Source organism: Novosphingobium endophyticum (assembly GCF_014640675.1).
GTDB lineage: Bacteria > Pseudomonadota > Alphaproteobacteria > Sphingomonadales > Sphingomonadaceae > Novosphingobium > Novosphingobium endophyticum.
This window is the reverse complement of the sequence record NZ_BMHK01000024.1, coordinates 1-26,691: the sequence shown is the minus strand read 5'-3', so window position 1 is coordinate 26,691 and position 26,691 is coordinate 1. Positions and strand designations below refer to the sequence as shown.

Here is a 26,691-nt window from a genome sequence, read left to right as displayed (position 1 = left end):
TTTCCTACCGACATGCATGGCTGCGTGTCGAACCGGGTTAGACACCCCTGTCACGGGGTGTTACGCAATCGCCATGACTGGCAGCCTCACCGGATTGAAAAGAGACGCGCCCACGGACGCGCGGCAGGTTCGTTCGCGCAATGCGCTCAACGCCGCGCTGCTGGCACTGCTTGAGGAACAGCCCTTCGATCAGCTGACGATCCGCGAGATCACGGCGCGCGCGCGGACCGGATACGCGACCTTCTTCCGGCACTATCCGACCAAGGAAGCGCTTCTGGCCGACGTCGCGGCCGAGGAAATCTCGGGCCTGCTCGCCATGACCTTGCCCATCCTGCACGACACGGACAGCTATAGATCGACCCTGGCGCTGTGCAGGTATGTCGGGGAACACGCCGGCCTCTGGTCCGCCCTGCTTGCCGGAGGCGCCGCCAGCATCGTGCGGCGCGAATTCATCCGTCAGGCTCAGGGGGTTGCCGAGAAGGAGCAGAACACGCGCGACTGGTTGCCATCGGATCTCGCCGTCGTGCACGGCACCGGATCGACCATCGACATTCTCGCCTGGTGGCTGTCGCAGGATCGGGAATATAGCCCCGAGCAGATAGCCACTATCCTGCATCGGCTGGTAATCGCGCCGCTCATCGAGGACCGTGTCGAGAGGCCGGAGACCGCTCGATAGTCCCGGCCGGGGCATAGCGCATGGACGAACAGGCGCCACCATCCGATCGCGAACCGCGCCTGAAACTGGTCGCGCTTGTCCTTGCCGCCGGTTCGGCGACGCGCTTCGGCGGTGACAAGCTGTCCGCGCTGCTCGATGGCGAGCCGCTGCTGTTTCATGCGATCCGCGCAGCGCGCGCGGCACCGGTTGCGCGTGTGATCGTCGTCGCCAGGCCCGGTCTCGACGTCGGAAGCTGGCAGGGCATTCCCCCTGTCGAGGTCCGCCGCCTCGTCAGCGCCGCCATGTCGGAATCGCTCAAAGCGGGCATCGCTGCGACGACCGATGCGGACGGCGCTTTCGTGTTCCTGGGCGACATGCCGCGCGTTCCCCGCGAGGAGGCGGAGCGGCTGGCGCTCTTGCTGGACGACAACTACGCGGCGGTGCCCCGGTTCGGCGGGCGCCCCGGCCACCCGGTGCTGCTTTCCTCCCGCGCCTTTCCGGACATCGCCGCGCTGAGCGGAGACGAGGGCGCCGGGCGTCTGCTGCGTTCGCGCAAGGACGTCGTGTTTGACGAGTGTACAAATCCGGGCATACATTTCGACGTCGATCGGCCCGAAGACCTCGGACGATCGGCGAGCCGGGACCGATCAGGTTAAGGCCGGACCGGGAACCCCGCGACCGCAGGAGAGGAACATGCCCGCCGCATGACAGACTTCAGCCCCCTGTTCACCCCCTTCCGCCTCGGCAGGTTCGAGCTGCCCAACCGCATCGTTTTTCCGCCGATGGGCCTTCAGGTCTGCGAAGGCGGCGTGCCGGGGGAAGAAGCCGCGATGTACTACGCGCGCCGCGCCAGCGGCGGCGCCAGCCTCGTCGTCACTGAAGGTGTCTACATCGACCACCCCTGCTCCGGCGACAATCCGCTGCTGGGCCGGTTTCACGGCGAGGACGCCTTTGCCGGCTGGCGCAACGTCGCGCGGAAGGTTCGCGCCGCGGGGGGGATATGCATCCCGGAGCTGTGGCACGTCGGATTGATCTATCGCGGGCCCGACGTGCTCGTCGGCGGTCCGCTCGCCTATCGGCCGGAACTCGGCCAGGTCAGTCCGTCAGGATACATCGATCCCGCCAACAAGGTCTGCGACGGTATGTCGCAGGCCGAGATCGACGATGTCATCGCCGCCTATGCGCGCGGCGCGCGCAAGGCCGTCGAACTCGGCTTCGACGGGATCGAACTGCACGGCGCGCACGGCTATCTGATAGATCAGTTCCTGTGGAAGGCGCTCAACCACCGCGGCGACCGCTACGGCGGTTCCGCCCGCGCCCGTGGCCAGTTCGCCGCCGAAGTGATCCGCGCCTGCCGTGCCGAACTGGAGCCGGGCATGCCGCTCATCCTGCGCCTCTCGCAATGGAAGATGGTCGACTATGACGCGCGTCTCGCTGATACGCCGCAGGAACTCGAGGAACTGCTGGCCCCTGTTGTCGAGGCGGGCGTCGATCTTGTCGACTGTTCGCAGCGCCGCTTCTGGGAGCCATGCTTCAATGACGGCGCCGATCTCAACCTTGCGGGCTGGGTGAAGAAGGTGACCGGCGTGCCGACTTGCACTATCGGTTCGATCGGGCTCGACAGCGACTTTTTCGCCAACCTCGGCGAAGGCAGGACGTCCGGGCTGGACCTGGGCCGCCTCGACGACCTCATGCGCCGCCTGGATCGCGGGGATTTCGATCTCATCGCCGTCGGGCGCGCGATGATCGCCGAGCCGGACTGGCCGAAACTGGTGCAGGCGGGCCGGTTCGACCGCCTCAAGCCGTTCTCGCCCAAGGCGCTGGACGAAGCGCTGATGGCCCATGTGAAGGATTAGACCGCGCCGAGAGCATGGGGCTGTTCAGCCCTGTTCCGGCGGCTCCACCTTCAGCACCACGCCGTCGTGCCCCACGACTTTCAGCCGCATTCCCACCGCCGCGTCCGGCCCTTTTGCGAGCCATTCGCTGTCACCCAGCCGGACACGGCCCGAGCCGCCCTCGATCGCCTGCGTCACCATGACCGTCTCGCCCACGACGCGCTCGCCGCGCTGGTTCATCATGGGATCGGCGGCAATGACGGGATGATCCTTGAGCAGCCGCTTGCCGGTGAAGACCGCGAGGATCGACAGCAGTGCGAAGAGCACAATCTGCAACGGCAACCCGATCGGCACCAGCCAGGTCACCAGGCCGGTAATCAGCGCCGCGCCGGCCATCCAGATGAGGAACACGCCGGGAATCGCCATTTCGGCGACCGCCAGCACCAGGCCAATCGCCAGCCAGGTGTAATGTACCTCAAGGTCGATCAGCCCGTCCATCAGATGTTTCCGCCGGGCGTCCGCGGCACCGTGGAGGTGGAGCGGCGAGGCGCGGCGGGGGGCGCTGGCGGGGCCGGAGGAGCCGGCGGATTGCCATTCAGGGCTTCCTTGGCCAGTTCGCCAATACCGCCAAGCGTACCTATGAGCTGTGTCGCCTCGACCGGGAACAGGATCGTCTTTGCATTGGGCGACGTCGCGAACTTGCCCACGGCATCGGTATATTTCTGGGCGATGAAGTAGTTGATCGCCTGGCTGCCGGATTCGGCGATCGCCTGGCTGACCATGTTGGTCGCGCGCGCTTCGGCCTCGGCTTCGCGTTCGCGGGCCTCGGCATCGCGGAAGGCGGCCTCGCGCCGGCCCTCGGCAGAGAGGATCTGCGACTGCTTCTCGCCCTCGGCGCGCAGGATCGCCGAAGCGCGGCTTGCTTCGGCCTCGAGGATCTCGGCGCGTTTCTCACGCTCGGCCTTCATCTGGCGGGCCATGGCGTTGGAGATGTCCTGCGGCGGGCGGATGTCCTTGATCTCGACGCGGGTGATCTTGACGCCCCATGGCGAAGTCGCGTGATCGACCACCGATAGCAGCCGCGCGTTGATCTCGTCACGCTTGGAAAGCGTTTCGTCGAGGTCCATCGAGCCCATGACGGTACGCAGATTGGTGGTCGTGAGCGCCATGATCGAGGCATAGAGGTTGTGCACCTCGTATGCCGCCTTGCCGGCATCGAGCACCTGGAAGAAGACCACCGCGTCCACGCCGACCATGGCGTTGTCCTTGGTGATGATCTCCTGCCCCGGAATGTCGAGCACCTGTTCCATCACGTTGACCTTCTGGCCGACCCGGTCGACGAAGAGGATGATGACGTGAAGGCCGGGATGCGCCGCCAGCGTGTACTTGCCCAGACGCTCGATTGTATAGACATAGCCTTGCCGCACGACGCGCACGCCCATCATCAGGAACACGACGACGACTACCACCAACGCAACGAGAAATTCCAGCACCGAATGCCCCCTTTGACTGCCGCCCGGAAGCGACCCTAGCGCGCAGCGTGGCAGGGGCAAGTAAATGCCGCGTCAATGCGGTGTCAGAGTTTCGAAAAAAGCGCGAGCATGCTGTTCCAGGCCTCGTCGGCCTGCGAAGGGTCCCACGACGGGGAATCGGGCACGCACCAGCCGTGATCGGCGGGATAGACCTCGACCTGTGCAGGGCGGCCCGCAGCCTGCGCGGCCTCGCGCAGCTTGACCTTGACCTCGGGGTCGCGGGCATCGTCGTTGCGGGCGATCGCAAAGAAGTACGCGGCCTGGGTCTTCGCGAGCAGGCGATGCGGACTGTCGGGCTCGTCCGTCACCAGCCCGCCGCCGTGGAGCGAAGCGGCGGCTCCGACGCGGGCAGGCACGGCGGCCGCCGTACGGACGGTGAACGGCCCGCCCATGCAATAGCCGTTGCTGCCGACCCCGCGGGTCTTGTCCACCGCGTCATCGCTGTCGAGAAAGGCGACGAAGGCGGCCGCGTCGCTGGTGATCGCCTCGGGCGTCAGCTGTTCGCGCAAGGGCGCGATCTTCGCCTGTCCCTCGGGCGTGCGCCATTCGGAAAAGCTTTCGAGCAGCGGCGCCGGTCCGCCGCGATAGTACTGGTTGACCACGAGCACGGAATAGCCTTCCGCCGCGAGCGTGCGGGCCATGATCTTGAACGCCTCGCGAAGCCCGGCAATGTCGGGCCACATCACGATGCCCGGATGGGTCCCTTCGGCCGGGTGGACGAAAAAGGCGTCGGCGACGCCGCCGGGCATCGTGATCGAGACCATCCGCTCGCGCACCTGGCTACCGCCTTCGCCGTTCGCCGGCCGTGAGCAGCCGACAAGCGCGATCGTGGCGCCGAGAGCGGCGAACTCCCGCCGACTGAGCCCGCGCCGGGCAAGGTTGGCCTCTTCGGCCTGACCGGTGAATTCATCACACATGAGGGGCTCCCGTCTCGCTCGATTTGCCCGCAGGGTACCAAGACGAGGATCGTCTTGCGAGCGATTGGTTTGCAAGCGAAGCGGGTATGCCGGTTTCAGTCTCCGGTGAAGTTGAGTTCCAGATTCACGGCATTGGGATCGGCAACAAATATCTGCCGCAGCCCGAGGCGCTCAACGCCGCTCACTCTGTACTCGCAGGCCATCTCGTTCAGCTTCGCGACGGTTTCCTCGAAGCCCGCGCACCGCAACGCGACATGATGCACCGCATGGGTCGGCTCACCCGGACGATAGTCGGAGTAACGGTCGGGCGCGGAGAGCCGGTCGACGAGGTGGATGATCGCATTGCCGGCAGTGTCGCGCATCCAGTAGCCCGAGATGCTCATTTTGACCGCCGGGTTCTCGCTTCGGGTCAGGCCAAGAAGGTTCTCGTAGAAGGCTGCCGTCTTCTCAAGCTCATCGGTGAGGATGTTGACATGGTCGATGCCGCTGACCTGCATGGCTTTCTCTCGTTCCGCTTCCGGGGCATCATGGTCCGCCCATGCGCCGGGCACAAGTGCCGTGCGGCGTTGCCGATCTGTCCCTCAGGCGGCGACCCGCGCGGTGAGCGCGGATTCGCTCTCGCTCATGAGCGCAGCGATGATCTCGGCGACCGGTTCTTCCCTGGTGACCATTCCGACCGACTGGCCGGCCATGATCGATCCGCGCTCGACATCGCCGTCGATCGCCGCGCGGCGCAGTGCGCCCGCCCAGAAGTGTTCGATCTCGAGCTGCGCCTGCCCCATGTCGACGACGCCTTCGTCGAGCAGGCGCGCGACTTCCAGTTGCTTCGCGGTGAATTCGTCGGTGCCCTTGTTCCTGAGGGCGCGTACCGGGATCACCGGCAGGCGCGGGTCGACCTGGACCGAGGCAATGGCGTCACGGGCCGAAGCGCGGAAAAAGGCCTTCTTGAAATCCGGATGGGCGATGGATTCGTTCGCGCAGGCAAACCGGGTTCCGAGCTGGACGCCCGCCGCGCCCATCTCGAGATAGCCCGCGATCAGCTCGCCCCGGCCGATGCCGCCGGCCACGAAAACGAGATTGTCGGCGGCGAGTTCAGGCAGGATCTCCTGCGCCAGCACGGACGTCGAGACCGGGCCGATATGCCCGCCGGCCTCCATGCCCTCGATCACCAGCGCATCGGCGCCCGAGCGCAGCAGCTTCTTGCCCAGCGCCAGAGTAGGGGCAAAGCAGATGACCTTCGCGCCGTGGACCTTGATCGCCTCGACGCTGCCCTTGGGCGGGATGCCGCCGGCCAGCACAACGTGCCCCACCCGATGTTTCGCGCAGACCTCTATCAGGTCGAAGAGCTGCGGGTGCATGGTGATGAGATTGACGCCGAAGGGCTTTGCGGTGAGCGCCTTCGTTCCCGTGATTTCCGCATCGAGCAGCTCGGGCGTCATCGCACCGCAGGCGATCACGCCGAAACCACCGGCGTTGCTGATCGCGGAGACGAGGTTGCGCTCCGACACCCAGGACATGGCGCCACACAGGATCGCATGTTCGCTGCCGAGAAATTCGCATCCTCGCGCCATCAGCGCTGAGGTCTTGATAAAGGCGGCCATCGTTGCTCCCATAGCCCGCGTCGGAACAGGGCAAGCGCCATAGGCGGACGTGCCGTGCCAGACAAGCGTTCAGAGTGCGATGCATTGGTGGATTTCGCGCGTTTCCCTGTGAAAAGGAGCGCGAGCAAGCGACGAGGAGCGATCCATGAGCCGGATTTCGCGGGCCGTCCGGGCAATATGCGACCTGCGCCGTCCCGCACCCGTGCTGCTTGCCGCCGCCGGTCTCGTCTTTGCCGCTGTCGCCGGCGGTATCCTCGCCGGCCGCGCCGCGATGCCCGAAGCCGGTGTCGCGTCCGACAGAAATGCAGAGCTGTCAGCGATGACCTCCTCGTGGGATGTTAAGCCCGCATCACGCGAACTGCTGCTCCGGATCGAAGCCGCGGCCGCCGCCGAATCCGCCGGATTGCAGATCGGCGGCGCAGATTACAGCGCGGCGCTGGCCCGCACCGCGCAGATGGCCGCCGATGCGAACTCGCTTGGCCCCGAAGTGCCGGGGGCGCTGCGCGCGTTTCTGATGACCCACATCGAAACCGCCATGTCCGCGTTTCATGCCGGAGACCCGGCGAAGGCACGCGGCGCGCTCGACCGCATCAAGTCGCGCCTCGCCATCTACCGCGCGCACTGAGCAGCGGATCGATCCGCATCGCCGATCCCTTCCCCGGCTCAGAGTGAGGAGCACTCATCCGGTTGGCGGCGAGGACAGGCGGGAACACGCAAGGACTGCGCATTTTCGGCACGTAAACGACGGGCATACAAGGACATCCGGGAAACGCCGGGGACGCGCGGTTCATCAAAATCTAACCACACTGTGGCATTCAGCGCCGCAGCGATGGGTCCTTTCGGCTGCCCCTCCACGAAAAAGGAGTCTCCGATGACCCGTTTCCGCATGAGTGATCAGGCCCGGCCCGCCGATGCCACCGCGCAGGCATCGCGCTCGATCATGCTGGTGGAGGATTCAGCGGCGATGGCGCTTATGCTGAAGTCGCGCATCGAGGCGGAGACCGCCGAAGAAGTGGAATGGTGCAAGACTTATGCCGATGCGTCGCGCGCGCTGGCACAGGGCCGGCCCTGCCTGGCCGTGACCGGCATGAACCTGCCCGACGCACCCGACGGAGAGATCATCGACCTGCTCGAGGAAAACGGCGTTCCCACGATCCTGTTTACCGCCACACTCAACCGCAAGGTCCGTGAACGGGCCTGCGCATCGCATGTCGTCGATTACTTCATCAAGGACGCACCGGACACGGTCGATCACATCATCCGCACGATCCTGCGGGTCACCAATGCCAATGTGGCCTCTATCTTGGTCGTCGACGACACCGAGAGCGCCCGCCTCGCTCTCACCGAAATCCTGCGTGTGCAGAACTACCGGATCCATGAGGCATCCTGCGGCGAGGAGGCGCTCGCGGTTCTGGAAGCCAATGACAACATCCCGCTCGTCATCACCGACTTTCACATGCCGGACATCGACGGGCAGGAACTGACCCGGCGCATCCGGGCCGCCTATCCGCCCGAACAGGTACGGATCATCGGCATTTCGTCGAGCACCGACCCCTATCTCTCCGCGGCGCTGCTCAAGGCGGGGGCTTCGGACTTCATCTACCGCCCGTTCATCGTCGAAGAGGTGAAGTGCCGGGTAGCCGGCAACATAGAGACGCTGAGCCAGATGCGCAGGCTCCAGTACATGGCCGAGCGGGATTTCCTCACCGGAATGTACAATCGCCGCGCCTTCTTCGACCGCGCGCAGCCCCTGCTTGCCCAGCTTCAGGAGAGGAGCGGTCACGCTTCACTGGCGATCCTCGACATCGACCACTTCAAGAAAGTCAACGACGGCTACGGCCATGATGTCGGCGATCAGGTGATTCAAATAGTGGCAAAAGTCGTGCTGAAAGTGCTCGGGCGCTGCAAGGGTCTCTCGGCCCGCCTCGGCGGCGAGGAATTCGTCCTGCTGCTGAGCGACATGTCGAGCGACGAGGCGATCGCCGTCTGCGAGGAAGTACGCCAATCCATTGCCGAGGCCGCAATCCCGCACAACCAGACCAGACTTCGGGTGACCGCCTCGATCGGCGTGGCCGTCGTCCAGTTCGCCGAAGGGCTCGACAACAATCTCAACGCCGCCGACCAGATGCTCTACATGGCCAAGGAACAGGGCCGCAACCGGGTCTGCGCGGACGCCGCCTTCTACAGCGCCTGATCGCCGCGGCTACCCGCACTGCCCCCGGTGCAGGAGCTTGTGGTCCGCCAGCACCAGCGCCATCATCGCCTCGACCACCGGCACGCCGCGAATGCCGACGCAGGGATCGTGGCGGCCTTTGGTGAACAGCTCCGTCGCTTCGCCTTCGCGCGTGATCGTCGGCTGCGGGGTGAGGATCGAACTGGTCGGCTTGAAGGCAACGCGCACCGTGAGGGGCTGGCCGGTGGAAATACCGCCGGCGATCCCGCCCGCATGGTTGGCAAGGAAATCCGGGCCGTGCTCTCCGGGGCGCATGGGATCGGCGTTCTCCTCGCCGGTGAGGCGCGCGGCGGCGAAGCCGTCGCCGATCTCGACGCCCTTGACCGCGTTGATGCCCATCATCGCGGCGGCCAGATCGGCGTCGAGCTTGCCATACAGCGGCGCGCCCCAGCCGGCGGGTACGCCGGTCGCCACGCATTCCACTACGGCGCCGACCGAGGAACCGGCCTTGCGGGCCTTGTCGACGATCTTCTCCCACCGCTTCGCCGCCTTGGCGTCGGGGCAGAAGAATGGGTTTCGGCATATCTCGGCGGGGTCGAAGTTCGCCATGTCGATCGCGTCGCCGCCGAGTTCCGCGACGTAGCCGAGGATCGAGACTTCGAGAATGACGAGCCGCGCCACCGCGCCCGCGGCCACGCGGCTCGCGGTCTCGCGCGCGGAGCTGCGCCCGCCGCCGCGATAGTCGCGAAAGCCGTACTTGGCATCGTAGGCATAGTCGGCATGGCCGGGACGATAGGCCTTGGCCACGTCCGAATAGTCCTTCGAGCGCTGGTCGACGTTCTCGATCATCAGGCTGATCGGGGTCCCCGTGGTGCGCCGCATGCCGTCGGGGGCCTCGAACACGCCTGAAAGGATACGGACCTTGTCCGGCTCCTGGCGCTGCGTGGTGAACTTCGACTGGCCCGGACGGCGCGCATCGAGGAAGGGCTGGATCAGACTCTCGTCGATCTCCAGCCCCGGCGGGCACCCGTCGACGACGGCTCCGATCGCCGGCCCGTGGCTTTCGCCCCAGGTGGTGAAACGGAATAGATGGCCGAAGCTGTTGACGCTCATGCCTTGCGCTTTGTCTTGTGACGCCGGATTTGTCCATCCTTCGACAGGCTCGGCACGAGCGGAAGTGACATTTTTGCGCCCACCCCCCGTTCATGCTGAACTTGTCGAAGCATGCCGAACGCGGCATTAGGCTGCCCATGTTTCTTGTCGTGTTCCGCAATTGCAAACGCGCCGACATCGACGCGCGGGCCTATGCCCGCGACGCGCAGGCGATGGAGGAGCTCGCCCGCAGGCAACCCGGCTTCCACTCATTCAAGAGTTACGCCGGCGAGGACGGCGAAGTGATCGCCCTGTCCGAATGGGCCGACGAGGCCAGCGCGCGGGCGTGGGGGCGCCATGCCGAACACGCCGCCGTGCAAGGCCGCGGGCGCTCCGGCTATTACGAGAACTACACAGTGTTCGCGTGCGATTCGCCACGCATCCACCGCTTCGAACGGACCCGGGCTTGAGCGTCTACTTCTGCGGCATCCGCTTTGAGGAGTTGCCCGCCACGTGTTGAATGACCGGCAAGTTGGCGGAGCGGTAACTTGAAATCCTCCCCTTCCGGGGGAGGTGGCTGTCACGAAGTGACTGACGGAGGGGGCGCGGTCGGGCGCAATGCTGGCGTGTGCAAACCCCCTCCACCGCCCTGCGGGCGGTCCCCCTCCCCCGGTGGGGGAGGATCGGCAACGTCCATTTTGTCAGCGTATCCGGAAAATCCGCTGCTTGCTCGGTCGACTTGATTGCGGACGGTTCTTGGCTAGACCGGCGCCATTGGCTTCGAAATTGGAGTGGCGAGTGACGTTAGACATGTTCGGCATCCCCAACTGCGACACCGTAAAGAAGGCGCGTAAGTGGCTGGACGCGCAAGGGCTGGAATACACCTTCCATGACTACAAGAAGGAAGGCGCCGACGCCGCGAAGCTGGAGGCGTGGGCTGCTAAGGCCGGCTGGGAAAAGGTGCTGAACCGCGCCGGCACCACGTTCCGCAAGCTCCCCGATGAGGACAAGGCCGATCTCGACGCGGCCAAGGCGGTGAAGATGATGGCCGCGAACCCCAGCTGCATCAAGCGGCCGGTGGTCGAGCATCCCGGCGGACTGCTCGTCGGCTTCAAAGAGGCCGAGTGGGAAGCGGCGCTTTCCTGAGGCTCAGGCCCGGTCGCGCAGCCACTCTCCGACCGGCGCGACGGGCAGCCCGACATCGGTGATCCCCAGCACCCCGCTGCGCGCCGCCTTGATCTGCGGCACCGCCGAGACGGCGGGCAGCGCGGTCATGATGTCCCAGTCGTGGTTTTTCCAGTGCTCGGCCGGGGTCAGACGGATGCGGCTGTCGATGCCCGGCTCTCCCTTCACGACGAGATGGTACTGGTCCTCGTCGATGTCCCACCCTTCGGCGAGCTTCTTCGCCAGGTACCAGACCACGGTGATGCTCACGACGGTCCTGCCGCCCACCTTGCCATTCCAGCCGCCACGCAGCGCGGCGTTGGTGCCCTTCTCCATGCAGAACCAGCCGAGGTCGACCTTTTCGGCGGCAGTCGCGTATTCGCAGAAGAACTCGACATCGTCGAAGGTCACCCCGAGCGCGTCGCCGATGCGCTCGACCGCGTCCCTGAACAGGATCAGCCAGGCCTGCGCGCGGCCCATCAGTTCGTCGGTCATGCCGCCCGCCTCCCCCATGCCGAGGAAGCCCCAGGTCTCGACCGATTCGTAAACCGAGCAGTCCGCCGATTCGGTGATCGAGACCGATTCGACGTCGCGGCAGATCGCGGTGAAGCTGGCGATCATCGCGTTTATCCAGCCGGGATTGATGCCGGTGACGTAGAGCGAGCTGTTGCCTTTCTTGCAGGCCGCCTCGAGCCGCTCCTTTACCTCGCCGCGAATGCCGCCGACGTTGAGGAACAGGTTGGTGCTGACCACGTCGAGCCCGGATTCGAGCAGCCGGACCGCCTGATCGAGGTCCGCCTCGAAAGGCGTGTAGAGCACCGTATCGGCGCCCAGCGCGATCAGGTCCTCGATATCGTTGGTGGCCATGATCCCGGTCGCGGGCCGTCCGCAGAGTTCCCCCGCATCGACGCCCTTCTTGGCCTCGGACCAGGCATAGCATCCCGCCAGTTCGAGGCGCGGATCGTCGAGGATCGCGCGCAGGCTGTGCTTGCCGACCTTCCCGGTGGTCCACTGGATGACGCGCAGCTTGTCCATCTTGTCTCTCTCCCTCGACCCGCCGGCATTTGCCGGCCGGGATTGCAGGCAAGTCTCACCCGGAGCGGGGCGCGGGGATAGTTCCACAATGGGGACTATGACGCCTTCGTGGCGGTGACGATGTAGTTGAGCGAAAGATCGTCCGAAAGGTGCAGGCTGCGCGTGGGCGACCACGAAATGCCTTTCGGCTCGCCCATCACCAGCCCTGCGGCGCCGAGCAGTTCGCGCAGTTCGCCAGGCGTGGCGAAATCATGCCAGTGGTGCGTGCCGCGCGGGACCTGCCCGAGGCGTTCGGCGGCCTCCACCACCAGCAGGCGCGAGCGTGCGGTGCGGTTGGGGCAGGAGAGGATCATCAGCCCGCCCGGCGCCAGCGTCGCGGCCAGGTCGTGGATGAAGCGTCCCTTGTCGCCCACGTGCTCGATCACTTCGAGCGAGCAGACCAGATCGAAGTCCCTGAGCCCCATCGCGCCGAGTTCGCCCTGGCGGTAGTCGATCGTGCCTGGAAGCCCCTCCCCTTCAGGGGAGGGGTTGGGGTGGGGGGGCTCGTCCTGGCACGGCGTTACCGGTGAGCCCCCACCCCCGGCCGCTCCCCTGAAGGGGAGGGGGGCAAGCAGCCCCATCGCCTCGGCATGGGCGCGGGCGGCGGCGATATTCTCCTGCGCCGCATCGACGCCCGTGACATCCGCGCCAAGGCGGGCGAGCGGTTCGCAGAGCAATCCGGCGCCGCACCCGGCGTCGAGCGCGCGCCTGCCCGCAAGCGGACGGACGGACCGCGAATCACTCCGGAAATGCATGTCGATCGCCTCGCGGATGAAGGACAAGCGCACCGGATTGAGTTTGTGCAGCATTGCCGAGGAACCCTTCGGGTCCCACCAATCGGCCGCCAGGGCGCCAAAATGCTTGGCTTCCTCGGGACGAATGGTCGCGGAAGCGGCCGCGTCGCTTGCGCTCGTGCTCGTGGCAGTTGCATTGTTCATGGACCGACCCTAACAGCGCGCCGAAATCTTATCCACTCGCGCATTCACGGGGAGCACCGGCACCTTGGCACGTATCGTGATGAAATTCGGCGGCACCTCGATGGCCGGGACCGAGCGCATCCGGCGCGTGGCGGGGATCGTCAAGCGCCAACAGGAGGCCGGTCACGAAGTCGCGGTGGTGGTCTCCGCCATGGCCGGCGAGACCGACCGGCTCGTGACCTTCTGCCGCGAATCCAACGCGCTCTACGATCCGGCCGAGTATGACGTTGTCGTCGCGAGCGGCGAACAGGTCACCTCCGGCCTGCTCGCGCTGACCCTGCAGGCGATGGGTTGCAAGGCGCGCTCGTGGCTGGGCTGGCAGATTCCCGTCCACACCGACGATGCCCACGCCAAGGCGCGGATCGAGGAGATCGATTCCGAAGCCGTGATCGCCTCGATGGCGGCGGGCGAGATCGCGGTGATCCCCGGCTTCCAGGGCCTCTCGCCCGAGGGTCGTGTCACCACGCTGGGGCGCGGCGGCTCGGACACCTCGGCGGTTGCCGTCGCGGCCGCCGTCAAGGCCGACCGCTGCGACATCTACACCGACGTCGACGGCGTCTACACCACCGATCCGCGCATCGTCGCCAAGGCGCGCAAGCTGCCGCTCGTCACCTACGAGGAAATGCTGGAGCTGGCCTCGGTCGGCTCGAAAGTGCTGCAGACCCGCTCGGTCTCCCTCGCGATGAAGGAAAACGTGCGCGTGCAGGTGCTATCCTCATTCATCGACGACGGCGCCCCGCCGGCGGACGACCTGCCCGGCACGATGATCGTGAGCGATGAGGAATTGGAAGGAAGCGACATGGAACGCCAGCTGATCACCGGCATCGCCGCCGACAAGAACGAAGCGAAGATCACCCTGACCCGCGTGCCGGACCGCCCCGGCGCCGTCGCCGCGATCTTCGCGCCGCTGGCCGACGCGAACATCAACGTCGACATGATCATCCAGAACGTCCCCAAGGACAAGGGCGAGACCGACGTCACGTTCACCGTGACCCAGGCCGACCTTGCCCGCGCGCAGGCGATGCTGGAGGAACGCAAGGAGGCAATCGGCTATTACCGCATGATCGCCGACGACAAGGTCGCCAAGATCAGCGTCGTGGGCGTGGGCATGCGCAGCCATGCCGGCGTTGCCTCCACCATGTTCAAGACGCTGGCCGATCGCGGCATCAACATCCAGGCGATCTCCACCAGCGAGATCAAGGTCTCGGTGCTGATCGATTCCGACGAAACCGAACTGGCCGTGCGCGTGCTGCACACCGCCTACGGGCTCGACGCGACGGCCTGAGCCAGCGCCATGCTCCCTCGCGGCTGAAGGCGGCGTCCGGGTCCGGACGTCGACCTGCGGCGCATGAGGCCGCAATCGCAGCTCGCCCGCCTCTTATCGGCGGATACGCACAATTCATCGCAGAATAATCGGGCGATCCGATCAAGCCAATCGGATCATCGCGCTACAAATCGTCATGCGATGGGCCTATTTCCCTCTGGTCAGTTCAACACCCAACAGAGGGAAACGCACAACCATGGGTATCATCGGCAGCACCATAAAACCGTTCAAGAACACCGCTTTCCAGGCAGGCAAGGACTTCTACGACGTCACCGAAGCGGACATCGCCGGCAAGTGGGCGGTGTTCTTCTTCTATCCGGCCGACTTCACTTTCGTTTGCCCGACCGAGCTTGAGGACCTCGCCGCGCAGTACGAGATTCTCAAGGACATGGGCGTGGCAGTGTTCGGCGTTTCGACAGACACGCACTTCAGCCACAAGGCCTGGCATGACACCTCCGACAAGATCGGCAAGTGCGATTATGCCTTCCTCGGCGACCAGAACCACGCGCTGACCAAAAACTTCGGCGTGCTGCGCGAGGATTCGGGCCTTGCCGACCGCGCGACCTTCGTGGTCGACCCGGACGGCGTGATCCAGATCATGGAAATCACCTGCGAAGGCGTTGGCCGCAATGCGTCCGAACTCGTCCGCAAGATCAAGGCCGCCCAGTACGTGCGTGCCCACCCCGGCCAGGTTTGCCCGGCGGCGTGGGAAGAAGGCGGCGAGACCCTCGCTCCTTCGCTCGACCTTGTCGGCAAGCTCTAAGCCCGCCGCGACGCTTTAGGGTCGCGCGCGAAGGGTGCGCGGCCCGGGGTCCCTCCCCCCTCCCCCGGGCCGCCACCATTCCTCTCCCGCATTTTATCCAAGGACCCAGTTCGATGCTCGACGCCGACCTGAAGCAGCAGCTCTCCCAGTACCTCGGCATGCTGCGCGAGCCGATCGAGCTTGTCGCCTCGCTTGGCGACGATGCGAAATCGGCGGAAACCCGCGAGCTGCTGACGCAGATATCCGACCTTTCCGACAAGGTTTCCGCGACCTTCGACGGCGAGGATGACCGCAAGCCCAGCTTCATCATCCGCCGCGCCTCCGACGCGCAGGCCTGGGTCCGCTTCGCGGGCGTTCCGCTCGGCCACGAATTCACCTCGCTGGTGCTCGCACTGCTCTGGGCCGGCGGTCATCCGCCCAAGGTCTCCGACGAAGTGCTCGAGCAGATCCGGCGACTGGCAGGCGACTACGAGTTCGAGATGTACTTCTCGCTCTCGTGCCACAATTGTCCGGACGTGGTGCAGGCCCTGACGCTATTGGCACTGAACAATCCGCGCGTCACCGCCACCCTGATCGAGGGCGGCGCGTTCAAGGACGAGGTCGAGACGCGCGGCGTCATGGCCGTGCCCGCCGTGTTCCTGAACGGCAAGATGTGGGGCTCGGGCAAGATGAACGTCGATGAAATCCTCGCCAAGGTCGACGGCGGCGCCTCAGCCCGGGCGGCGGAGAAGCTGGCCGCGAAGAAGCCCTTCGAAGTCCTCGTCATCGGCGGCGGCCCCGCCGGGGCCTCGGCGGCGATCTATACCGCGCGCAAGGGCTTCAGCACCGGGATCGCGGCGGAACGCATGGGCGGCCAGGTGATGGACACGATGGGCATCGAGAACTTCATCTCGGTCCCCTACACCGAAGGTCCCAAGCTGGCGACCGCGCTCGAGCAGCACGTCAAGGAATACGACATCGACACGATGAACCTGCTGCGCGCCGACAAGCTGATCCCGGCGAGCGAGACGGGCGGCTATCACGAGGTCGTGTTCGAGAACGGCGCCTCGCTCAAGGCCCGGTCGCTGATCCTCACCACCGGTGCGCGCTGGCGCAACCTGGGCGTTCCCGGCGAGGCGGAGTATCGCAACAAGGGTGTGGCTTACTGCCCGCACTGCGACGGACCGCTGTTCAAGGGCAAGCGCGTGGCGGTGATCGGCGGCGGCAACTCGGGCGTCGAGGCGGCGATCGACCTTGCCAACATCGTCGCGCACGTCACGCTGATCGAGTTCGACAGCAAGCTGCGTGCCGATCAGGTGCTACACGACAAACTGCGCTCGATGGGCAATGTCGACGTGATCGTCTCCGCCCAGACCACCGAAGTCACCGGCGACGGCGAGAAGGTGAACGGCCTGGAATACAAGGACCGCGAAAGCGGCGAGACGCACCGGATCGAGCTTGAAGGCGTCTTCGTGCAGATCGGGCTGGTGCCCAATACCGAGTGGCTCAAGGACTCGGGGCTGGAACTGACCCGCTTCGGCGAGATCGAGATCGACAGCCACGCCGCTACCAACCTGCCCGGCGTCTTCGCGGCGGGCGATGCGACGACGGTGCCCTTCAAGCAGATCATCATCGCCATGGGCGAAGGCTCCAAGGCGGCGCTCTCCGCCTTCGACTACCTGATCCGTCACGAGGCTCCGGAAGAAATCGCCGAGGCCGCGCAAGCGGCCTGAGGACGGAACGGGTCGAAGCCGCAAGGCCGCGCGCGAGCGGCCTTGCGGCCGCTCTGGAAATGCCCGGCGTGATCGCCCATATGCCTTTGCGCAAGGAGATCCCGCGATGACCGACAAGCTCCAACTCACCGATGCCGAATGGCGCGAGCGGCTCACGCCCGAGCGCTATCACGTCCTGCGCGAGGCCGGCACAGAGAGGGCCTTCACCGGCAAGTACGAGGATAACAAGCAGGCGGGCATGTACCGTTGCGCCGGCTGCGGCGCGCCGCTGTTCTCCTCCGAGGCCAAGTTCAATTCCGGCTCGGGCTGGCCAAGCTATACCGAGCCCGTCTCCGACGCCGCGGTCGAGAAACATCGCGACGCCTCGCACGGCATGGTCCGCACCGAAGTGACCTGCGCGAAATGCGACGGCCACCTCGGTCACGTCTTTCCCGACGGTCCGGGGCCAACGGGTCTGCGCTATTGCATCAACAGCGCATCGCTGGATTTCGCACCGAAGGAGGACTGAAGAGGTCCGCCCCTCCCGGGAGGGACGAAGCGAATTCACTCCGCCGGCAGCACACGCGGTTAACGCTGGAGGCGGCTGAACAGGCGGTCCAGCGTGCGCGTGATCAGCGCGTTGTGCGCCATCCATGCATGGTATTCCCGATACTTGGCATCTTCGGACAGAAGATGCGCTTCCTCTGTCTTTGCCCGCCAGTAATAGATCGCGCTGACCACGCCGAGCAGCACCGTGTTGCGCACCATGTCGGTCAGGGCATTGCTGGTGACGAGAAAAGGCAGTGTCGAGCACCACCAGAACAGGTTCTTCGACAAATAGGCCGGGTGGCGGGTGAAGCGATAGGGCCCGCCCGTCAGCACCCCCCGATAGGTGAGGTTGGAGAAGCGCAGGCCAAAGGCGAAAGTCGCCCAGGCGTAGATGGCGGTCAGAAAGACCAGCAGGCCGGCCCAGAACCACAGCAGCGCGTCATGCCCCTGCATCCAGTAGGCCCAGCCGCCCGTGTTCACCTCATAGCCCAGCACGTCGGAGCGGCCCATCGTGCCCCAGACGAACGGCGGATAGCAGATCAGCGCCGCCACCCAGCCGGCCAGCAGCGGATTGCCGCTGCGGATATGCGCATCGAGCGCGCGGAAGGTGAAGAGATAGCCGACCGTGCCGATCTGCACGTCAATCAGGAACAGTGCCTCTATCAGCAGCGTGCCCAGTTGCACCGGATCGTGCGCCAGCGCGCCGAAGTCAGCCTCGACCACGCGGGCGAAGCCGCCCGGCAGGATCGAGATCATGAAGGCGCCGAAGAACGCCTTGATTCCCCAGGCGCGCCAGTGCTTCTTCACCTCCTGCGTCTGCCAGGCTTCGCGTCCGATCAGCATGGCGCCGAAATGCCATGTGTGGTCGCGCGGGTTCACCATGTAGCGGTCGAGCCAGAGGACATAGGGAACCGACAGCACGAAGACCGGCACCGCCGCCGCGCCGATCACTTCCATCGCGAAGAGGTATTGTCCGTCCCAGTACCAGCGACCGATGCAGTAGAAGAAGCCGATCGCCGCCCAGGTCGCCCAAAGGCCGGCGAGCTTGGTGATCGAGACATCGAGCGTCTCCGCAAGCGGCCGCGCCCGGCTCCAGTCGATCCCCGTGCTCTCGCGGCGGTGAACCTTGTCCACCACGATCGACCATAGCGACATCGCAATGCCCGTGACGAACAGCGTCGCGACCGACGCATAAGGCCCGCTCAGCGGCGCGTGAGGACCGGGAAGCGAGAAAAACACGGCAATCGCGGCCCAGTTGCGGCAGACCAGCAGCCAGGCCACCAGAGCGGCCAGCCCGGCAAGGCCCACGCCTGCCGAGACATCGCTGACCGGCCGGCGCGCGTCGAACGATTGGGCATTGCTCATGCCCAATCGCCTAGCGATAAATGGTTAAGGCGCCGGAAACGGCGATATGCTGAAGCTGGACACGATCGCCCTCCCGGCGAGGGCCGGGATGACGTTGTCGCTGTCCGCCCTAGCGGAACGCGGTAATCCGGCCCGAATCGTCGAGGATGTACAGCGTCTGGTTGGCGACGACGGGCGCCAGCGACACGCCGGCATTCAGCTCGGTGAAAGGCGTTGCCTCGCCGCTCATGGGGTCGACCGTGGAAACCTGCCCGCGCGTGTTGGCCACCCAGAGCTTGTTGCCGGCGAGCACCGGGCCAACCCAGAAGATCGGGTCCTTGCGCTTTTCCTGATTGCGGTAACGCTGGAGCTGCGTGAGCCAGCGGACCTTGCCGGTGGTACGCTGGATCGCGAGGAGCTCGGCATGGTCGTCGAGCGTGAAGATCCAGTCGCCCGCCACCGCTGGGGTCGAGATACCGGCGAGATTGAGCTCCCATATGCGCTGGCCGGTCACCAGTTCATAGGCGGCCATGCGGCCGCCCTGACCGAGCGCGTAGACGTAGCCACGGTCGATGATCGGATCGGCATCGACGTCGGTCAGGCTACCGACCTCTGTGGAGATCGAGGTACGGGCCAGCGCGTCGGACCAGAGCTCGCGTCCGTTCTCATAACGGTAGGCGACGAGTTCGCCCGAGGAGTAACCGGCAATCACCGTGCCCTGCCCGGCGGCCGGTGCGGCAACGCCAAACACGCCCGCCTGCGAGAGCGAGCCGGATTCATTCCAGATGAGCTGCCCGTCGGCGGCATTGAGCGCGATGATCTGGTTGTCCTGCGTCATCACGTAGACGGCGTTGAACGCAAGCGTGGGCGAACCGCGCAGCGGCCCGGCAGGCTTCTTGAGCCAGATTTGCTCGCCATTCGAGGCATTGAGCGCGGCGACTTCGCCGGTTCCGGTGGTGACGTAGACCTTGTCCGCATCGTAGCTGACGCCGCCGCCGAAGACCGACTTCGAACCGTCGCCCGAGACGGCAAAGCTCTTGCTCCAGACCCGCGCACCGCTGCCGGCGTCGAAAGCATGAACCACGCCATCGGTGTCCATCACGTAGAGCAGCCCGTTGCCGATAACCGGCGAAGCGGCGAGCCGCTGGCGCTGCGACGAGCCGGCCACGGAGACTGTCCAGACGCGCGATGGGTTCGCGGCAAGCGCAAGGTGGCCATAGGCCTTGTTGGCGGTACCGCCGGCCTGCGCCCAGTCTGCCCCGGCCTCTTGCGGCGGCAGGATCACGCTGACCGCGCCGAGCGTGGGATCGACTTTCGCGCCGCTCTCGATCCGCGAGAGGATCGGCACACGCTCACCGACAGTGGGCGTTTTGGGGCCTTCCTTGCCTCCGAACATCTTGCAGCCCGACAGGCCCATCACCATCGCCAGTGCCAGCAGCGGGACGGCCTTGCGGGTATGGGAGCCTCGGGTATTCGGGGCGGTGGCCTTCATGCGCGGATCCTCACGAAACATTCTGTTCATTCTCCGGCGGTCCCGTCGGCAACGGCGACGGCCGTCTGGCCATCCTTGCCGAAAGGTTCACCCTTGTCATCGACCACGTCCTCGACCGCGTCCACGCCCAGCACGGCGGCGAGCTGGCGGGCGCGGCTGCGCAGGGACGGGCTGACATCCTCGTCCTTGGCGATCGCCGCGAAGAGAGGTCCAGCCTGGTCCTTCTTGTCCATCTTCAGGTAGGCCATGCCCACGAGTTCGCCGGCTACGCCGAACCAGGGATTGCCCGGCGCGGCATAAGGCTTGAGTCGATCGACGACGGCCTGCGGCTTCATTGCATCGAAGTTCGCCGCGACTTCACGCACGGTCGCCAGATCGCGCAGCGGCTGCGGCGCGCTTTCGTCGCCGGCCACTTCGCCATAGAGCCTGAGCGCGTCGTCGGTCTTGTCCTGCTCCAGCGCGATGCCCGCCAGCAGCAGCTTCGCGGACGCGGCGCTGCCGCCCGAACTTTCGCCCGCCAGCGTTTCCAGCTTCGACCTGGCCTCATCGAAATTGCCGGCTTTCACGCTGTCGAGCGCCTGGATGAAGTTTTCGGCATTCTGCTCCCGCAGCTGCGTCTGCCGATGTTCCCAGTAGAGGTAGCCGCCGAAGGCCAGGATACCCAACACGATCAGCACCAGCAGCGGCTTGCCATAGCGCGTGAAGAAGCTTTCGAGCCGGTCCTGACGCACCGCATCGTCGACCTCGCGCAGGAACACATCCTGCTGCGCTGCGAGTCGCTGTGCGGTCTTGTCGTTGCCGGGGGTGTTTTCGGAAGGAGGCAGAGCCAATTTTCGGGCGCTTTCTGCGGAAATCGGAATGGTTGCGGGCTGTTTAGCGAATAGGCGGGGCTTTTCAACGGGGATGATCGCTGCACGTCCCGTGGTGAAGCACCGGTGAATGGGCTTGCGGTTCAGATCGCGGCAAGGCCGCCCACCGCCTGCCCGTATACCGAACGATAGGCGGAAATCATTGTATTTTCATCGTAATATGCCTGCGCATGGGCGCGGTTCGCGATGCCGATGCGCAGACGTAGCTCGGGATCAAGCGCCAGTTCACGCAGCGCTACGGCCAGCGCCGCCTCATCGCCGGGGGCCGTGATATGTCCCCGGTTTTCCGCCGAAACCATCCCGGCCACGTCGCCGACCGCGGGCGATGCCACCGCGAGCCCCGCCGCCATCGCTTCGACCACCGAGATCGGGAACTGCTCGCTGTCGGAAGACAGCGCGAAGAGATCGAACAGCCCCACCGCGTGCGAAGGTTCGGCGACGAAGCCCGGAAGATGGACCCGCGCAGCCACGCCGCTCTCGCGCGCCTGCGCCATGATTGCCGCGCGCTCCGGCCCTTCGCCGAGGATCACGAGGCGCCAGTCCTCCGGCAGCGCCGCGAAGGCGCGGACCAGACGCGGCAGGTTCTTGACCGGCCGCAGTCCGGCAAGCGTCCCGAGCCATTTCTCGCCCGGCTGCTTGGCGATGCCCGGCAGGACATCGGGCCGGGGCTTGTCGACATAGGCGGCACAATCGATGCCGTTCGGAATCACTTTCACCCGCCCGCGCGGCTGGTGCCAGGCTTCGAGGGCGATTCCCTCAAGCCGTTTCGAGGGAACGACCAGCGCGGATGCGCCCCTCAGCGCGACGCGGCGGAACCAGTTGCGCGAGGCCTTGAGTCCGCCGGCCTCGTCCTCGTTGAAGCCGTCCTCATGATGGACCAGCGGCGGCAGCCGCAGCACGCGGCGGTACAGCGCATGCGCGAGCACCGCGTCCATCGCGCCCCAATTATAGGTGAGAATGAGGTCGTGCCCCCGGAGCGCGCGCGCGATGCGCCAGAGGCGTCCGGGCGTCGGCGTGCCCTGGAGGTCCGGAAAGGTCTCGGGATAGCGGACCGACAGCGAGGGGTCGATCACCACGGCGGCGCCATAGGCCCCCGGCTGGGCCGAGACGACGGTGTGCTCCACCTTCGTCCCGAAGGCATTCATCAGCCGCGCCGCGCGCAGTTCCTTGCCGCCGGCCGAGAAGCTCGAATGAAGATGGAGCATGCGCAAGCGAGCCGAACCTTTCATGCCTGCGGCGAACCTCAGGCGACCCGCGCCAGAAGTCGCTCGATCGCGGCGATGGCCTCGGGTTCGTCGAGCGTGGGCGTGTGGCCGACATTGTCCAGCGTCACGGCCTCCGCCTCGGGGACGCGCGCGATCATCCGCTTCAGGGTCGCCTCGCTCAGCAGGTCCGACAGCGCGCCGCGCAGCACCAGCAGCGGCCGGCCGGCGAGCGCTTCCCAAGCCGGCCAGAGGTCCGCCGGGCTCTCCAGATCCTGTTCGCGCAGCGGCTCCGCGATCTTCATGTCATAGTCGAAGACGATACGGCCGTTCGAGCCGAGCGCCATCAACTGCTTGGCCTTGCCGATCCAGAAGTCGAGCGGTTGCCCCGGATGGGCCGCGCCGTGCGTCCCCTCCAGCGCGCGGGCGGCGTGAACCCAAGTCGCGAAATTGCGACCCTGCCCCACGTAGTCGAGGATGCGCGAAAGGCCCACGGGCTCCAACAGCGGTCCGACATCGTTGAGCACGGCCCCCGCGATCCGCTCGGGCGCGGCGAGCGCGAGCCCCATCGTCATCAGGCCGCCCAGCGAAGTCCCGATGGCGACGAAGCGGCCAATATTTTCCTGATCGAGCAGCGCCAGCACGTCCTCGCAATACTGCACCGGATTATATGTGGCCGCATCCTTTGCATATTCGCTGTCCCCGCGCCCGCGCATGTCCGGGCACAGCACGCGCCACCGCGCCGCCAGACGCGGCGCCAGCAGTTCAAAGTCGCGCGCGTTGCGGGTGAGGCCGGGCAGGCAGATCACCGGCGGCTTCGCGTCCCCCTCGGGAGAGCCCGGCCCCGCATAATCCCGAAAATGCAACTTCACCCCGTCGCGGCTCGTCCAGAACCGATCCTCGTAATCCGACATGCCGAAGCGGGGTCCTCCTTTGCGTCGGGCCTTGATCGGCCGCCGTGCGGACCCCACTATCGCCTTATGGGAAGCGAACCGCAAGCAAGTGCCTATCGTCCCGATACAAAAATCGAGACGATCGCCCCGTGGCTCGCCGACGCGGTGTCCGCAGCGCAATTCCCCAAACACACCTTGCGCTTCCGCAACGACCGCTGGGCCGCCGCCGTCGGACTGGACGGTCTGAGCGACGCGGAATGGATCGCGCACTTCGGCCGTTTCGAGCCGCTGGCGCGAAACCTGCCGGAGCCGCTGGCGCTGCGCTATCATGGCCATCAGTTCCGCGTGTACAATCCCGAGATCGGTGACGGACGCGGGTTCCTCTTCGCGCAGATGCGCGATGGCGAGGGCCGCCTGCTCGATCTCGGCACCAAGGGCTCGGGCCAGACGCCGTACAGCCGCGACGGCGACGGACGCCTGACGCTCAAGGGCGCGGTGCGCGAGATCCTCGCTACCGAAATGCTCGAGGCGCTGGGCGTCTATACGTCCAAGACCTTCTCGGTGGTCGAGACCGGCGAATCGCTCTGGCGCGGCGACGAGCCCTCACCCACGCGCTCGGCCGTGCTGCTGCGGCTCAGCCACGGGCACATCCGCATCGGCACGTTCCAGCGCCTGCTCGCGTTCCAGGAGCGCGATCACATGGAGCAGCTTGTCGGCTACTGCCTGGAAACCTTCCCTGGCGGCGCGCCGCCGGGCGATGCGCCGGGCCGCGACGAACCCGCGGTGATCCTGATGCATCAGGTGGTCGAGCGCCTCGCCGACCTGGCCGCCTCGTGGATGGTCGCCGGCTTCGTCCACGGCGTGCTCAACACCGACAACATGAACATCTCGGGCGAGAGCTTCGACTACGGACCGTGGCGCTGGCTGCCGAAGTGGGACCCGCGCTTCACTGCCGCCTATTTCGACCACGCCGGGCTCTACGCCTTCGGCCGCCAGCCCGAGGCGGTGCTGTGGAACTGCGGACAGTTCGCGGTGGCGCTCAGGATGCTGACCGAGACCGAGCCGCTCGTGGCCGCGCTCGACCGCTTCGGACCGCTCTACCAGGAGGCGATGTGCCGCCGCTTCGCCTGGCGGCTCGGTGTCGAATCGCGCGGGCTGGAGGCCGACAGCGCGCTGATCCAGGCCGCCGAGCGCCGGATGACCGAATCCGGAGAATCGCCCGACGAGTTCTTCTTCAACCATCGCGGCGCTCGCGCGGCGCCCGACGGTGATTTCGGTCAGGCGCTGAATGGCTATGCGCCCGCCGCCGCCACCGACGATCCGTTCTGGTCGATGGACACACCGCCGGGCGTGCTCATCGACGAGGTCGAGCGCATCTGGTCCGACATCGACCAGCGCGACGACTGGAGCGCGCTCCACGCGAAAATCGGCGAGATCCGCGAGCTGGGCCGGAATCTGGGCGCAGCGCCCGAATTTCGCCATTCGTAATGATTAATATTCCCTCGTTAGCAACCCGGTAGGAATAAGTGTGGCATAGACGGCCAAACCTCGAACCATCACAATGGACGGACCACCAGCCGTAATGAGCGCCGCAGCGACAGAACAGGCGAGAATCTCCAGCGAACAGGCGCCCGATTCCGGTACCGACAAGGCCGACATCGTCTCGCGCGAGCCGGCGACGGGAGCCGAGATCTGGCGCGGCAAGCCTTGCGACGTCGGCGACGTGGTCGATCGCGCGCGGCGCGCCTGGCCCGGCTGGGCCGCGCAGCCGCTCTCCACCCGCATGGAACTGGTGCGCCGCTTCGCCAACGAAGTGCGCAAGGAAGCCGACACGCTCGCCCGCACCATCGCCCGCGAGGTCGGCAAGCCGCTGTGGGAAGCCAACGCCGAAGTCGAAGGCGTCATCAACAAGGTCGAGAGCTCGATCCGCGCCTATGCCGAGCGCACGTCGCAGCGCAAGCTCGACAGCGCCCTGCAGGGGACCATGGCGGTACGACACAAGCCGCATGGCGTGCTCGTCGTGCTCGGCCCCTTCAACTACCCGGCGCACCTGCCGGGTGCCCACATCGTGCCCGCGCTTATCGCCGGCAACGCGGTGATCTTCAAGCCGAGCGAGAAGGCCCCGGCCTCGGGCGAGATCCTGGCCCGCTGCTTCAATCGCGCCGGCATTTCCTCGGCGGTCATGCAGTTCGCTCCCGGCGGCCCCGAGGAAGGCCAGGCCTTCGTCGCGCATGACGGGGTGGACGGGGTGCTGTTCACCGGATCGGCGCACGCCGGCATTTCCATCAACCGCAGGCTGGCGACGCGCCCGGACAAGATCGTCGCGCTGGAGATGGGCGGCAACAACCCGATGGTGGTCTGGGACACGCCCAAGCTGACCGACGCGGCCGCGATCATCGTCCAGTCCGCCTTCGCCACGGCCGGCCAGCGCTGCACCGCGACGCGGCGGCTGATCGTGAAGAATGCGATATACGACGCGGTCATGGCCGAAGTGAAAGCGCTGGCCGACCGGGTGATCGTCGGCGCTCCGTTCGACGAGCCCGCACCCTTCATGGGCCCGGTGATCGACAATGCCGCCGCCGACGGGCTGACCGAAAGCTTCCTCTACCTGCTCAGCCATGGCGGCAGGGCGATCAAGCACCTGGTACGCACGCAGGAGGCGCTGCCTTTCCTCAGCCCCGCGATCATCGACATGACGGCCATGAAGGACCGCCCCGACGTGGAGCTGTTCGGCCCGATCCTGCAGGTGGTGCGCGTGGACGATCTCGACGAGGCGATCGCGGAGGCCAACAATACCCGCTTCGGCCTCGCCGCGTCGCTGATCGGCGGCACCCCGCAGGAATACAACCGCTTCTGGGCCAACGTGCGCGCCGGCATCGTCAACTGGAACCGCCCGACGACCGGTCCGAGCCACTCCGCGCCGATGGGCGGCATCGGCCTTTCGGGCAATCACCGCCCGACAGGTTACTACGCCGCCGACTACTGCGCCTACCCGGTCGCCTCGGGCGAGATGGAACAGCCGCGCGCCATGATCGGCGTGGGGCTCAGATAGACGATCGCGTCAGTCCGCCGCCGGAATGTCCGTCGGCGGCACTTCCGGCTCTGGAGCCGTGGGCACGATGACTTCCACATCCGGCCCCGTCTCTTCTTCGCCGGCCAGCTGGTAGCTCTCGCCCATCATCGACCAGAACCAGATCACGAGGACCGTGAATATTATCAGGATCAGGAAGATCCACAGCCACTTGCTACGATCAACAGGTGAGGGATCAGCCATAAGGCACTCTCCTTTGGATGCCCCCTGAACAGGGTCCCTGCCGATGCAACGGGCGCAGGCGGCGAGCAATCCCCGCCGTGCCCCGCGCACACCAGAATCTTCATCCAAGGTGGCCGCGCCATTCTACAGAACTTTTTGCGATTCGAACAGGTTAACCCGTCACAAACGTAACCGGGGCAGATCCCGGGGCATTTATGCCTGAGCTGCGATGACGAGGTCTGGCAACCAGGGAATGTGTCGTGCTTTGGGAACGGCGAAGCGGCAGCCGAG

The 26,691-nt window shown here is 66.0% G+C and carries 27 protein-coding genes; 13 read left to right on the top strand and 14 right to left on the bottom strand.

Features of this window, described 5'->3' with window-relative positions; genetic code table 11:
- The first annotated feature begins 73 nt into the window (after nt 1–73).
- Genes IEX32_RS15195 through IEX32_RS15185 form a run of 3 tightly spaced genes read left to right on the top strand, consistent with a single transcriptional unit; the run spans nt 74 to nt 2,511 of the window.
- Nucleotides 74–676: a TetR/AcrR family transcriptional regulator gene (locus tag IEX32_RS15195; RefSeq protein WP_188772397.1), complete on the top strand. Its 603-nt coding sequence runs from the start codon at nt 74–76 to the stop codon at nt 674–676.
- A 20-nt stretch (nt 677–696) separates the two neighbouring features.
- Nucleotides 697–1,311 carry a nucleotidyltransferase family protein gene (locus tag IEX32_RS15190; protein ID WP_229736396.1) on the top strand — a complete coding sequence of 205 codons (615 nt, stop codon included), beginning with the start codon at nt 697–699 and terminating at the stop codon, nt 1,309–1,311.
- 48 nt (nt 1,312–1,359) lie between these two features.
- Nucleotides 1,360–2,511 carry an oxidoreductase gene (locus tag IEX32_RS15185; RefSeq protein ID WP_188772396.1) on the top strand — a complete coding sequence of 384 codons (1,152 nt, stop codon included), beginning with the start codon at nt 1,360–1,362 and terminating at the stop codon, nt 2,509–2,511.
- Nucleotides 2,512–2,535: 24 nt separating this feature from the next.
- Here the strand turns inward: IEX32_RS15185 and IEX32_RS15180 are convergent, their stop codons facing one another.
- From IEX32_RS15180 to IEX32_RS15160, 5 genes are all read right to left on the bottom strand, one after another.
- Complete coding sequence (locus IEX32_RS15180; protein ID WP_188772395.1) at nt 2,536–2,988, bottom strand: NfeD family protein; 453 nt, start codon at nt 2,986–2,988, stop codon at nt 2,536–2,538.
- Complete coding sequence (locus tag IEX32_RS15175; protein ID WP_188772418.1) at nt 2,988–3,932, bottom strand: SPFH domain-containing protein; 945 nt, start codon at nt 3,930–3,932, stop codon at nt 2,988–2,990. Before IEX32_RS15175 ends, IEX32_RS15180 begins: the two co-directional genes overlap by 1 nt.
- 134 nt (nt 3,933–4,066) lie before the next feature.
- Nucleotides 4,067–4,939, bottom strand: coding sequence for a dienelactone hydrolase family protein (locus IEX32_RS15170; protein ID WP_188772394.1), 873 nt, complete (start codon nt 4,937–4,939; stop codon nt 4,067–4,069).
- 95 nt (nt 4,940–5,034) lie between these two features.
- A complete protein-coding gene (locus IEX32_RS15165; protein ID WP_188772393.1) occupies nt 5,035–5,436 on the bottom strand; it encodes a VOC family protein in 402 nt (133 codons plus the stop codon).
- Nucleotides 5,437–5,520: 84 nt separating this feature from the next.
- Nucleotides 5,521–6,540, bottom strand: a complete 1,020-nt coding sequence (locus IEX32_RS15160; protein WP_188772392.1) for an NAD(P)H-dependent flavin oxidoreductase — start codon at nt 6,538–6,540, stop codon at nt 5,521–5,523.
- Between the two features lie 145 nt (nt 6,541–6,685).
- Here IEX32_RS15160 and IEX32_RS15155 point away from each other — a divergent pair, with 145 nt between their 5' ends.
- On the top strand, nt 6,686–7,165 hold the full coding sequence (locus IEX32_RS15155; protein ID WP_188772391.1) for a hypothetical protein: 480 nt from the start codon (nt 6,686–6,688) through the stop codon (nt 7,163–7,165).
- Nucleotides 7,166–7,411: 246 nt separating this feature from the next.
- The gene (locus IEX32_RS15150; protein ID WP_188772390.1) at nt 7,412–8,734 is read left to right on the top strand and encodes a GGDEF domain-containing response regulator; all 1,323 of its coding nucleotides are present in this window, start codon (nt 7,412–7,414) and stop codon (nt 8,732–8,734) included.
- Nucleotides 8,735–8,743: 9 nt separating this feature from the next.
- On the opposite strand, the gene aroC is transcribed toward IEX32_RS15150, so the two are convergent.
- Entirely contained in the window at nt 8,744–9,826 is a 1,083-nt protein-coding gene (aroC, locus tag IEX32_RS15145; protein WP_188772389.1) for a chorismate synthase, read from the bottom strand.
- A gap of 137 nt (nt 9,827–9,963) precedes the next feature.
- Here aroC and IEX32_RS15140 point away from each other — a divergent pair, with 137 nt between their 5' ends.
- Both IEX32_RS15140 and IEX32_RS15135 read left to right on the top strand, forming a co-directional pair.
- Nucleotides 9,964–10,275, top strand: coding sequence for an antibiotic biosynthesis monooxygenase family protein (locus IEX32_RS15140; protein ID WP_188772388.1), 312 nt, complete (start codon nt 9,964–9,966; stop codon nt 10,273–10,275).
- 340 nt (nt 10,276–10,615) lie between these two features.
- Nucleotides 10,616–10,951: an arsenate reductase gene (locus IEX32_RS15135; protein ID WP_373285457.1), complete on the top strand. Its 336-nt coding sequence runs from the start codon at nt 10,616–10,618 to the stop codon at nt 10,949–10,951.
- A 3-nt stretch (nt 10,952–10,954) separates the two neighbouring features.
- Here the strand turns inward: IEX32_RS15135 and IEX32_RS15130 are convergent, their stop codons facing one another.
- Both IEX32_RS15130 and ubiG read right to left on the bottom strand, forming a co-directional pair.
- Nucleotides 10,955–12,004, bottom strand: a complete 1,050-nt coding sequence (locus IEX32_RS15130; RefSeq protein WP_188772386.1) for an NAD(P)H-dependent amine dehydrogenase family protein — start codon at nt 12,002–12,004, stop codon at nt 10,955–10,957.
- Nucleotides 12,005–12,099: 95 nt separating this feature from the next.
- Nucleotides 12,100–12,981, bottom strand: a complete 882-nt coding sequence (gene ubiG / locus IEX32_RS15125; protein WP_188772385.1) for a bifunctional 2-polyprenyl-6-hydroxyphenol methylase/3-demethylubiquinol 3-O-methyltransferase UbiG — start codon at nt 12,979–12,981, stop codon at nt 12,100–12,102.
- A 64-nt stretch (nt 12,982–13,045) separates the two neighbouring features.
- On the opposite strand from ubiG, the gene IEX32_RS15120 reads away from it, so the two are divergent.
- The 4 genes from IEX32_RS15120 (at nt 13,046) to msrB (ending at nt 17,327) form a co-directional block, all read left to right on the top strand.
- Nucleotides 13,046–14,305: an aspartate kinase gene (locus IEX32_RS15120; protein ID WP_444543974.1), complete on the top strand. Its 1,260-nt coding sequence runs from the start codon at nt 13,046–13,048 to the stop codon at nt 14,303–14,305.
- A gap of 235 nt (nt 14,306–14,540) precedes the next feature.
- Nucleotides 14,541–15,107: an alkyl hydroperoxide reductase subunit C gene (gene ahpC / locus IEX32_RS15115; protein ID WP_188772384.1), complete on the top strand. Its 567-nt coding sequence runs from the start codon at nt 14,541–14,543 to the stop codon at nt 15,105–15,107.
- A gap of 113 nt (nt 15,108–15,220) precedes the next feature.
- Nucleotides 15,221–16,819: an alkyl hydroperoxide reductase subunit F gene (ahpF, locus tag IEX32_RS15110; RefSeq protein WP_188772383.1), complete on the top strand. Its 1,599-nt coding sequence runs from the start codon at nt 15,221–15,223 to the stop codon at nt 16,817–16,819.
- Nucleotides 16,820–16,925: 106 nt separating this feature from the next.
- On the top strand, nt 16,926–17,327 hold the full coding sequence (msrB, locus tag IEX32_RS15105) for a peptide-methionine (R)-S-oxide reductase MsrB (protein ID WP_188772382.1): 402 nt from the start codon (nt 16,926–16,928) through the stop codon (nt 17,325–17,327).
- A 59-nt stretch (nt 17,328–17,386) separates the two neighbouring features.
- Here the strand turns inward: msrB and IEX32_RS15100 are convergent, their stop codons facing one another.
- The 5 genes from IEX32_RS15100 to IEX32_RS15080 all read right to left on the bottom strand — a co-directional run bounded on the left by IEX32_RS15100 (nt 17,387) and on the right by IEX32_RS15080 (nt 23,168).
- A complete protein-coding gene (locus IEX32_RS15100) occupies nt 17,387–18,712 on the bottom strand; it encodes a methyltransferase family protein (RefSeq protein ID WP_188772381.1) in 1,326 nt (441 codons plus the stop codon).
- A gap of 109 nt (nt 18,713–18,821) precedes the next feature.
- Nucleotides 18,822–20,183 (bottom strand): outer membrane protein assembly factor BamB family protein, encoded by a 1,362-nt coding sequence (locus tag IEX32_RS15095; RefSeq protein ID WP_188772380.1) that lies wholly within the window; start codon nt 20,181–20,183, stop codon nt 18,822–18,824.
- A gap of 26 nt (nt 20,184–20,209) precedes the next feature.
- Nucleotides 20,210–21,013, bottom strand: coding sequence for a tetratricopeptide repeat protein (locus IEX32_RS15090; RefSeq protein WP_188772379.1), 804 nt, complete (start codon nt 21,011–21,013; stop codon nt 20,210–20,212).
- 122 nt (nt 21,014–21,135) lie between these two features.
- Entirely contained in the window at nt 21,136–22,281 is a 1,146-nt protein-coding gene (locus tag IEX32_RS15085; protein ID WP_188772378.1) for a glycosyltransferase family 4 protein, read from the bottom strand.
- Nucleotides 22,282–22,295: 14 nt separating this feature from the next.
- Complete coding sequence (locus IEX32_RS15080; RefSeq protein WP_188772377.1) at nt 22,296–23,168, bottom strand: alpha/beta fold hydrolase; 873 nt, start codon at nt 23,166–23,168, stop codon at nt 22,296–22,298.
- A gap of 66 nt (nt 23,169–23,234) precedes the next feature.
- Here IEX32_RS15080 and IEX32_RS15075 point away from each other — a divergent pair, with 66 nt between their 5' ends.
- Together IEX32_RS15075 and IEX32_RS15070 are read left to right on the top strand one after the other, a co-directional pair.
- Entirely contained in the window at nt 23,235–24,635 is a 1,401-nt protein-coding gene (locus IEX32_RS15075) for a protein adenylyltransferase SelO family protein (RefSeq protein WP_188772376.1), read from the top strand.
- Nucleotides 24,636–24,729: 94 nt separating this feature from the next.
- Nucleotides 24,730–26,199, top strand: coding sequence for a succinylglutamate-semialdehyde dehydrogenase (locus tag IEX32_RS15070; protein WP_188772375.1), 1,470 nt, complete (start codon nt 24,730–24,732; stop codon nt 26,197–26,199).
- A gap of 9 nt (nt 26,200–26,208) precedes the next feature.
- Here the strand turns inward: IEX32_RS15070 and IEX32_RS15065 are convergent, their stop codons facing one another.
- The gene (locus IEX32_RS15065) at nt 26,209–26,421 is read right to left on the bottom strand and encodes a hypothetical protein (RefSeq protein ID WP_188772374.1); all 213 of its coding nucleotides are present in this window, start codon (nt 26,419–26,421) and stop codon (nt 26,209–26,211) included.
- Nucleotides 26,422–26,691: the final 270 nt, after the last annotated feature.